Below are 3,381 nucleotides of genomic sequence, written 5' to 3'. Positions count from 1 at the left end.
AGGGGCTGACGGGCGCTTGTGCCCGCAGCCACCCGCCAGACCCAACACTTTCAGTGTGAAGAAAACGCCTGGTCAGACGACACGAATTTGCGGGGTTTGCGGCTCCGAAAAGGGTGCGGTAGCTCGGGTCACCCGATCCTAGGCAAAGTTGGCGATCCCCGACACGTTTCTTGGACATGGCGAAGCTATTGAGGCATGCGGCTTCCGGCCTGGATGGCCGAGTGTCGGAGAACCGATCGATTCTCAAACAAGCCGGGTCACGATTCGACCGACGTTGACAGCCCGTGCATAAAGGTGCTTCATATGTAGCGAGCGCAGCGAGTCGGGGTAGGCATTTGCCCCATACCGAATGCGTTTCAAGCCGTGCGAGCATGAGGGACGACATGGGCGCGCCGCTTCGTGGACGCTGCGCAGGTGCTATACCCGGGGACACCAGAGAGTTCGCCGACAGGGTGAAGCACACCCGCTGGAGCGCGACACGAGGTTATGTGTAGTTGGCCGAGCGGTGTGCGGTGCAACGGTGTGCGTCCTGTGTGCCTAGCTTGGGCCGGGACAGGGTTGGGAGCGTGCTATGCCAGGGATGACGGCCCTCACCGATAGGCCTGGCGGCAGGTCGAGCGTTTTCTCGGCGCCCACGTATTTCAGCATTTCGTTCGGGTGAGTGGTCGAAGGGTCGGGCTTTGCCGATAGAGATGCCGAGCGAAGTCGCGCTCTTCTTGAACTTCATAGGGATCCCGTACCCGGATATCAACGAGGACGATGTGCGGGCACTCGGCATGCACGTACGTAACTTCGCGAGGAGCGTTGCCGGTACGCATGAGCTGGCGACCGGCGCCATCAACGAAATGGGCTCGGTCTTCTCGGGGGAGTCCTACCAGCAGTTGGTCGCTTCTTGGGCGCGCATGAGCGCTTCGCATATGGCCGATTTGGATCGAGCTTGCCATGTCGTCGCGGAAGCGCTGAATATCGCAGCAGAAGTGATTACAGCGGTGAAATTCGCTGTGCTCACCGAACTTGCCGCGCTAGCGGCAAGTTATGCCGTTGTATTGGCCACCCCTGGCGCGGCCGCCTATACGGTCGCCGTCCGTGAGGTCGCGGGTAGGTTGTGTCGAGGTATGGAAGATATGCTTCTTTCCTATATCGCCGCAGAAGTGATTGGGAAAGCGATCGAACCGCTGGAACACACCATCGACAGACTCGTGAACGGGGTTGTCCTCGATGCCGCGCATGAAGTACTGGGCGTGCCCTCGGCTGTACAGGGCGGTGTGACGGCCCTGTACATAGAGCCGGACGAGGTGCTTCGGTATGCGAACATCCTGGACAATCTGGCCGACGACATCCTCGAGCATGCCGCGACATTCGCCGACAACGTCGCCGGACTGGATTTCACCACATCCGACAATTCCGATGTCGAGCCCGATTCCGCCATCGCGCGGCCGATCGGCGCGTCGGCCACGTCCATCGAATCACCGCCGTTTCGCGTGCGCCCTGACGTGCCCCTTGAACCACCCGCGGCGAGCTCGTCGCCACACCCTGGAGGTTCTTCTATCTTGGAGGCAGACTCGGCCACTCGCCACGAGTCGCGCCAACTGTCACCGGCATCGTTACCCCGGCCAGACTTACATCAGCCTGCTGGTGCGTCCGGAGCGACAGCGGTGGCCACAGACAGTACTGGGATCACCCAGCAGGACTCCAACATTAAAGACGCCGGTGCCGGAGTTCAGACGCATAGCGGGCGGCCGCGTGAGGCGCTGGCCGACCAACATCAAATGCCGGACCGATACGAGGTTGCCTCAGTGTCGGGTTCAGTTTTGGGTTCGCCTGGACACGACCCAGCCACGCCAGCGAACCACCCACAAGAGTCTGGATCAGCGTATGGCGAGCTCGGGATTCGGAATAGTTCCAACGCCGGTCCCGCACAGGCGCCCGAAGAACCGACGACGTGGTCGTCACCGCAGCAGGCTGGCGCGGACTCCATGACCTCACCTACACCCTGGGCACGGTCCGGCCGAACAGTTCAGCAGGAGAAAGCTTCCTCAAAGCTGGGAGCTCCTAAGCCTTCACAGAAAACTGAGACCAGGGCAGCTGTTTCCGTTGCCCAATTGCAAACGCCCTGGTCCAAAAAGAAACGCGGCCTTGCTGAGGCTAAGACTGTCGGCAAGGTGTTCGCGCCGACACACAACGATGCTGTACGCACCAGCGTGAACGAAGCTGCAGCTGAGAAGGATACGACTGGCCGCGACGGCGAAAGTAAAAGTAGTGATGCAGTGACTGAATCGAGATCAACTTCATCCTCGCAGGTTTTCGTGCCGAGGCCGCCGCAGACTCACAGCTGAAATAGAGGAGTTCAACCATTCCGTTCCGCGATCGATCATCGACGCCGTACAGCCATACGAACGTGCCCGTTATCTGCGCATGCTATTTCCGAAGAGCACTACTCGGATCGGGTGACTCGTGTGAGCGTACTCGGTCTCCGTGCGGCCCTCGTCGACCGCGACTCGCCGGCGCATTGCCCGACCGTCGGGGCAGCTGCTGAACTCGGAACAGTCTCCTTTGTCATTGGCGCGAGGGCGATGGTGGGTTGAAGCTGTTATCCCGAGATTGCCGTGTATGTCGTTCTGGAGCGATCACGTACCGGTCCGTGTGACGCACAACTGGGTCATCGGGCTCAAGACCCGCCCCGCCGACTTCCCCCTGCTGCCGATGACCGACGAGTAGATTCACGCCGTCGAGCAACTCGCCACCGACCCCGCCTGGCGGGTCATTGTCGCCCTGGCCGCAGAACGCTGCCCGACCGGCGCTATCGGTGCTTGAAGCTCACCGACGTCGACCTGTCCAACCGGCGCATCACCCTCGCCGGACGCCGTCAACGCCTCGGTGGCCTTGGCCACCGCGCCATCCGCCGTTGGCTCGACCACCGCCGTACCGTCTGGCCGGCCACCATGAACCCGCACGTGCTGCTCAGCCCGAAGACCGTGCACGGCACCGCGCCGATCGGGTCGGCCGCGAGGACCAGGCAGCCCAGCGCTTCGACCGACGCGCGGGAGAAGTCCCAGTCGACGCCGGTGCCGTCACCGCCGCAGACGATAGGACGCCCGGCCCCCGGGATGCCCGATACCGCGGTTCACGCGTGTCACAGAGTGCAACTACCTGACCCCTGACGCATCCACCACACTCAGGTCCTGCAGCCAAGCATTGCGGGGTCTGCGCGGCCACCCAACTCGCCTTTCGCTCCCGCGCCAGCGACACACTCCACCTGCCGAGCAACCGAAATGCACTCGGCGTTTATTGACCTGGAACTGAATGTTTGAGGTGTGGGTGGTGTTCGTGTAGGTCTGCGGGGTGGGTGATGATCTGAGGGTGGACATGCGCAGGCTTTCG

General features: G+C 62.0%; 2 protein-coding genes. One reads left to right on the top strand and one right to left on the bottom strand.

Features of this window, described 5'->3' with window-relative positions; all coding sequences use genetic code 11:
• Positions 1 to 680 precede the first annotated feature (680 nt).
• Positions 681 to 2,336, top strand: a complete 1,656-nt coding sequence (locus ACWEO7_RS38710) for a WXG100-like domain-containing protein (RefSeq protein WP_452430721.1) — start codon at positions 681 to 683, stop codon at positions 2,334 to 2,336.
• Between the two features lie 384 nt (positions 2,337 to 2,720).
• Here the strand turns inward: ACWEO7_RS38710 and ACWEO7_RS38705 are convergent, their stop codons facing one another.
• On the bottom strand, positions 2,721 to 2,918 hold the full coding sequence (locus tag ACWEO7_RS38705) for a hypothetical protein (RefSeq protein WP_452430719.1): 198 nt from the start codon (positions 2,916 to 2,918) through the stop codon (positions 2,721 to 2,723).
• Positions 2,919 to 3,381 lie beyond the last annotated feature (463 nt).

Source organism: Nocardia sp. NPDC004260 (assembly GCF_053603155.1).
Note: the sequence above shows the minus strand (reverse complement) of the source record. Positions and strands in the feature narration are given on the sequence as shown.